This window comes from Shewanella sp. 10N.286.54.B9, assembly GCF_041468565.1.
In the GTDB taxonomy this organism is placed as follows: domain Bacteria; phylum Pseudomonadota; class Gammaproteobacteria; order Enterobacterales; family Shewanellaceae; genus Shewanella.
The window spans coordinates 198798-205503 of record NZ_JBFRIY010000018.1 but is presented as its reverse complement, the minus strand read 5'-3'; the positions used below and the strand labels follow the sequence as shown (position 1 = coordinate 205503).

General features: G+C 41.9%; 4 protein-coding genes. 1 reads left to right on the top strand and 3 read right to left on the bottom strand.

Annotation, left to right across the window (positions count from 1 at the left end):
• Nucleotides 1–335: 335 nt before the first annotated feature.
• The 3 genes from AB4135_RS07155 to AB4135_RS07145 all read right to left on the bottom strand — a co-directional run bounded on the left by AB4135_RS07155 (nt 336) and on the right by AB4135_RS07145 (nt 5552).
• A complete protein-coding gene (locus tag AB4135_RS07155; protein ID WP_371991556.1) occupies nt 336–3545 on the bottom strand; it encodes an efflux RND transporter permease subunit in 3210 nt (1069 codons plus the stop codon).
• The gene (locus tag AB4135_RS07150) at nt 3542–4738 is read right to left on the bottom strand and encodes an efflux RND transporter periplasmic adaptor subunit (RefSeq protein ID WP_371991554.1); all 1197 of its coding nucleotides are present in this window, start codon (nt 4736–4738) and stop codon (nt 3542–3544) included. Before AB4135_RS07150 ends, AB4135_RS07155 begins: the two co-directional genes overlap by 4 nt.
• A 478-nt stretch (nt 4739–5216) precedes the next feature.
• A complete protein-coding gene (locus AB4135_RS07145; RefSeq protein WP_371991552.1) occupies nt 5217–5552 on the bottom strand; it encodes a PBPRA1643 family SWIM/SEC-C metal-binding motif protein in 336 nt (111 codons plus the stop codon).
• Between the two features lie 218 nt (nt 5553–5770).
• Here AB4135_RS07145 and AB4135_RS07140 point away from each other — a divergent pair, with 218 nt between their 5' ends.
• On the top strand, nt 5771–6691 hold the full coding sequence (locus AB4135_RS07140; RefSeq protein ID WP_371991550.1) for a manganese-dependent inorganic pyrophosphatase: 921 nt from the start codon (nt 5771–5773) through the stop codon (nt 6689–6691).
• Nucleotides 6692–6706 lie beyond the last annotated feature (15 nt).

Sequence of the window (6706 nt, the reverse complement as noted above, 5' to 3'; positions counted from 1 at the left end):
CTCAATAGTATAGGGCTCAATTCCTATCTCTCCGCCACATTAAAGACGAAAGGCTCATCAGAAATGATGGGCCTTTTTTGGTATATGTCAGAAATGAAGAACCCCAAGGGTTCCTATTCGCAGCCCTTTTTGTATGCGTCAAAAACCAATCTCAAGGATTGCTATTATTCAAGGTCAGTTATCTCTGCATAACATTAAGATGAAGCCTTCTAAACAATGCGCTTGCTAAAAACAAAGTAAATGGCTCTTTGGCAGGAAAGCTCGTTTATTATCCAACAAAAAAGCCAGCTGTGATAACAACTGGCTTTTGAAAACTACATCAACAATAGGTTGGTTTAGCTTTGTTCGGAAGCTAACTTATTTTGTAAAACAGGCTCGGAGAATGTATCCGACTCAGTAGGCTCCTCAACACGAGATTTACTCCCGACGATGCGCTTTAAGTCTTCAATAGTGACGTAAAGGCAGGGAATGAGTACCAAGGTCACTACCGTCGCAAATAAAACACCAAATGCGAGTGATACAGCCATTGGGATCACCATTTGTGCTTGCATGCTTGTCTCAGCCATAATCGGTACCAGTCCGATAAAGGTTGTTAACGAAGTGAGTAAAATCGCTCTAAAACGTCTGCAACCCGCTTCGAGCACAGAACGCTTCATCGGTATGCCAGATTCTCGCGATTTATTGATGTAATCGACCATCACTAAGGAGTCGTTAACAACAACACCTGCCGCGGCAATAATACCAAACACTGAAAGGGCGCTTAAATCGAGTCCTAACAACATATGTCCTAACACAGAGCCAATGACACCAAATGGGATCACCGACATGATCATTATTGGTTGCGCATATGACTTAAGTGGCACAGCTAAAAGGCTATAAATAACTAACATCGAGATCAGGAAGTCTCTTAGCTGGGTATCGGCACTATCAAGTTGCTCCTGGATGTTACCCGAGACTTCACTTTTAACCCTTGGGTACTTAGTCAGTAATTCAGGTAAAAAGTTATCTCTAATATCCTTCGCAAGCTTAAATGGCTCAGCTTGATCTGCATCGACAGAGCCCCAAACATTAATCGTTCGGTTACCATTTTCGCGGCGGATACTGTTTACACCATCAGTGATAATGATCGTTGCGACTTCTGAGAGAGGGATCTCCGCGCCTTGAGGCGTCTTGATCAATACATCCGACACTTGAGCAATTGAGTTACGCTGCTCTTCAGGGTAGCGCAACATCACCTTGATCTCTTCACCGTTGCGCAAAATGCGCTGAGCTTCGAGACCATAGAAGCCATTACCCACTTGGCTTGCAATATCAGCTAACGTTAGCCCTAAGCTGTTTGCTAAAGGTTTAAGCTCAAATTGAACCTCTTTCGCACTAGATTGACGACTATCGTTAACATCACCGACGCCTTTTAAGGTATTGAGCTTAGCTTTTAATTCCTTAGCTGCAGCAACTAACTGAACATCGTCTTTACCTTCCAGTCTAAAGCTAATGTCACCGTCATCTCGACCACCACCAAATAAGTTGTCTTGAATGGTGAATGACTTCATTCCAGGTATGAGCGGCATGCTTTGACGCCATAGTTCAGCAACGGCGAAGGTGTCCATTGGGCGTAACTCTGGGTCAACTAACTTAGTCATTACCTGAGCTGAAGTTCGACCTCGTAGTTCAACCTGCATGTCAGAAATCATCTTCTGACCATACTGAGCTTCAATATCATCATCGACAGCGCGTATTGCTTGTTCAATTGCCAATGCGGCACTTAACGTCGCATTTTCCGACGCATCGATATTCATCTCGAAGTTAATCCGTGGGAAGTCATGTGGGATCTTAGGTTGACCAATAAAGCGAACCAGACCACCAGCATATAAACCGGCGCAGATCATAATCAAACTGATAAAAATCATGATCACTGTGTAGCGATACTTTACTGCTAATTCAAGCGACGGGCGGTAATACTTAGAAATTAAGATCTTGAGCCCTGAATCAACTTTAGACTGTAAAAAGTTAACGACTATGCGTAACCAGTCTAATGGGTTCTTAGAACCTGGCTGCACCACTGTAGGTTGTTTCATACGCGCTAAATGCGCCGGTAGAATTAACTTTGACTCGACCAGTGAGAACAACAGACACAAAATAACCACAAAACCGATTGCCTGTCCAAAGGCAGAGGAGGGGCCGTCATCGAGTGTAATCGGCAAGAACGCGGCAATTGTAGTTAGAACGCCAAAGGTTGCCGGCATGGCTACCCGTTTAACGCCTCTAATCACGTTATCAATGTTCTGGCCTTTCTCTTCACACTCTGCATGGGCACTTTCGCCCATTACAATGGCATCATCGACCACAATACCGAGCACCAGAATAAAGGCGAACAAACTGATGACATTAATCGTGACATCTATCATGCCCATTGGCATGAACAATAGGGTACCCAAGAAACAAACAGGTAAACCCATCATCACCCAAAATGCCAGTCGAACTCGTAGGAATAAAGCCAGTAGAATAAATACTAATACCGCACCACTTTTCATGCTGTCTAGCATCAGATTTAGGCGGCCTTCGAGGTAGTAGGTCATATCAACCCACGGCTCGAGCTTAACGCCTTCAGGCAGAACTTGTTGCTTGTCAGCGATATAACCTTTTACGACTTTGGCTACGTCGGTCAAACTTTGATCGTTCGCAGCACCAATGAAAAAGGTCACTGAGTTTTTACCGTTAAACTTAGAGTACTGTATACCTTCCTGGAAACCATCGATAACAGTGGCGACATCACCAAGTAGCAAGGTAGAACCATCTTGTAGAGTAATAAGTGGCAAGCTTTCAAACTCATAACCCACATACGCTTGGTTCTGAACTCGCAGGTTGATATAACCATTTTCTGCACGGATCTGACCCGCTGACATATTACGTGAGTAGCCACGAACTGCAGCAGCAACGTCGTTAAAGGTTAGACCAAACTCTCTGAGCCTATCTTTACTGACTTCAATGGCAATCTCGTAACCAAGTCCGCCATAGAATTCGGTGATATTGACCAAAGGCAGTTGCATTAATTCATCGTGGATCTTCTCGCCTAAGTCTTTAAGCTGTCTTTTATTAAGATCGCCATAAAGACTGACATACATGACCTCTTGTCTAAGCTTAATGCGTTCAACTTTTGGCCGTTCCATGCCGTCTGGGAAGCTTGAAATAGAATCAATTTCAGATTTAACTTCATCCAACACTACTTGTGGGTCGTAGGAGTCTTCAATTCTAAAGTAACCTGATGATGCATTACGGTTAGAATAAGTAATTACACGTTTAAGACCTTGAACACTTTCAAGTGCTTCCTCAATCTTAATGGTGATCCCTTCTTCCACTTCTTGCGGTGCAGCGCCAGGGTATACCGCATTAAATTCAAGCCAGTTGATCTCAACTGCAGGAAAGAACTGCTTTCTAATGGTGTTGGCAGTCAACAGTCCGCCAAGCAAAATGATGATCATTAATAGGTTTGCAGCTACGCTATTACGAGCAAACCAAGCAATGATACCTTTATGTGTATCAATCATGATTTTTCCTTATCTTCCATCGCAATTTGCGTAGGTTGTGTTTCGGAATCATCATTGTTTAATGATTTATCTTTTGGTAATGCCAGTTGCATCCCTTCAATAGGGTAATCAAGTGCCGAGGTTATAAGCTTCATACCTGAATCTAAGCCGTCTGTGATAATGACCTGAGAGCCTATTTGACGTACAACATTAACATCAACATATTTAAGCTTATTGTCATCATCAAGAACGGCTACCTGGCCATTAATCACTAAATGTCGAGCAACTTTGGTCACTTCACCAGCATGAACACCACCGATACTAGCGGTGACATAAGTGCCGTAACGTAGTTCATTGTTGTTTGACTTCAGTCCGTAGGGATCTGCGACTTCAGCAACTAAGTAAGTCATGCGGCTGCGGCTATCAATAACCCCTTCACTGCGGACTATCTTTGCTTGCCACTCTTGTGGCTGGCCAGCAAAATTACCTTTCAAAATAACATCAGCGTTATTGCCTTTGTTAGTTAAAAACTGGATCTCTTTATCGGCGATAGGTAAGCGGATCTCTGCTTTGCCAGTACTTAATACTTTACCTAAGTTGGTGCCCATACTGACATACGAACCTAAGCCAATATTGCGTGCTTCAATCAGAGAGTCGTAAGGCGCTTTAATTACTGTACGTTCTACATTTCGTTTAGCGCGCTTAAGGCCTGCTTCGGATGAGTTTAATTTTGCTATTTCCTGTGCAAGTTGTGGCTTACGTAAACTCAGTTCAGTAGGTACACCGTCTTTAATACGTTTCCATTCTTCTTCTGCAACTTTACCGAACGCTTTCTCTTGTACCAGTGTGGCACGTGCAGAGGCCATACTTGCTTGTGCATCTATTAGTGCTGCGTCGTAATCGCTAGGATCAATCTTGGCTAAGATGTCTCCTTTCTTTACAAAACCTCCGCGAACAAACTTTTCAGAGAGATATACAATTTCGCCATTTACTTGAGAAACCAGCTCTGTTTCATACTTTGCAGCAACCACGCCGTAGGAGCTCACCGAGAAATCCATCGGTCTGATCTCAACGGCTTGAACTGACACCAATGGAGTGGTGTCCAGCTCCTCTTTTTCTTCAGGTGGCTTTTTTAATGCCGCCATACCAGCAAAACCTGCGATACCAATTACAATCACTACCAAAGGTAAAATTATCTGTTTTTTCGTAGCCACAAACACATCCTCTTGTTGAAGCAAACACCACACACTGATTTTTGTTGCGTATAAAATATTTGGCCAATACGGCTAATGCCAAACGCAATTCAAATAATATTTTGAGTGTATGTTAATAGATGTGGCGATTTGTAACAGTTGGATTGTGTAAACTTGTGTTTCATAAGTTTACATTTAGACATTGCTGTTCACGATACGGGGGAGTAATTAGAAATAAATACTAAACAGTGTCAATCATTTATCTATAAAATTCAATGACATAACATGTGGTCGTTATCTTAAGAAAAATATTTTCATCGGGCTACAATTTGTAATGTTAAAATATTTTAAATTTGAATGATTGGTTAAAATATAACAATTACAAAAGCTGTACATCACTTATAGAAGCAATAGTGAATAATTTACTAAGGGGAGGGATTCTTAATAAGGTACAGATGAGAGCGGTTAACTGCTCACCCGTACGCTGATTATGCTGCTATTAACCACAACATTTCTTATACTTTTTGCCACTTCCGCAGATGCAAGGATCATTTCTGTTTGGCTGCTTTTCAAATCGAGTTGTCACAGGCTTATTAAGGATCCCCATTAAGTCGATAATGTTCTCTTCGATTGTGGTATCGATAGTTACCTGGCCGAGTAGTTGATTATCATCAAGTAGTTTAATGATTTCAATTTGGCGATCTTCGGTTTGAACTGACAACAGCAGTGGATTAACTTCGGTACCTAGTTTAGCCGCACGTTTAGTGTTGTAACCATAACTTTCATGTTTTGGTTTTGGGGTTTTACGGCCTTTAAAGAAAAATTTATCTGACATCGGTACCAAGCTCTAGAGTGAAAATGTAATAGGACGAAGCTTTATACAGCAAAACCAACAAATTTGATACGACATGCCGCTAGTTGTCTGCAATTTAGTCGATAAATCAGTTAAATCTAGCAATCATACTCCAAAGCCCCACCATTCGACCTTTTAGTTATTTCCGCATTGGTAAAAAGTTTGGTAAAATTACTGAAAATTAAAGGAGAGCTTTATCTATGCCAGTTTATGTTGTGGGCCACAAAATCCCAGATTCTGATTCAATTTGTGGTGCAATCGCACTAGCACATCTTAGAAACCAAATTGGAGAAGCTTCTGTCGCTTCTCGTTTAGGTGAACTTTCACCTGAAACCGCGTTTATTCTCGATAAATTTGGTTTTGACGCACCAGAGCTAAAGATGAGCTACGCTGGTGAAGAAGTTTATATTGTTGATCACTCAGAGCTGACTCAAGCACCTGATGATATTGCAGAAGCGACTATTGTCGGTATTGTTGACCATCACAAGCTAGGTGATCTTACAACTTCTACTCCACTAGAATGTTGGATCCGTCCAGTTGGCTGTAGTAACACCATCATCAAGATGATGTATGACTTTTATAATGTAGAGATCCCGAAAGAGATTGCCGGCATTATGATGTGTGCAATTTTAAGTGACACCGTTATCTTCAAATCACCAACTTGTACAACAGCCGATATCAAGTGTGTTGAAGCGCTAGCAGAAATTGCTGGTATTGCTGACTATAAAGAGCTTGGTATGGATATGTTTAAAGTTAAATCAGCGGTAGAAGGTACGCCTGCTCGTGATTTAGTGCTACGTGACTTTAAAGATTTCAATATGAATGGCAACTTAGTTGGCATTGGTCAGCTTGAAGTGATTGATCTATCAGTATTTGATGATATTAAGGCAAGCTTAGTTGCGGATATTGCAGCACTGAAAGCAGAAGGCAACCGCCATAGTGTGTTGTTATTGCTTACCGACATAATGAAAGAAGGTTCGGAAATGCTTATCGTTAGTGACGATGCAGCGATTATCGAATCAGCCTATGACAAGCAATCTAACGACGGTAAAGTGTGGTTAGATGGTGTGCTTAGCCGTAAGAAGCAAGTGGTACCGCCTCTACAAGCAGCATTCGCATAACTGTTAGTTTGTCGT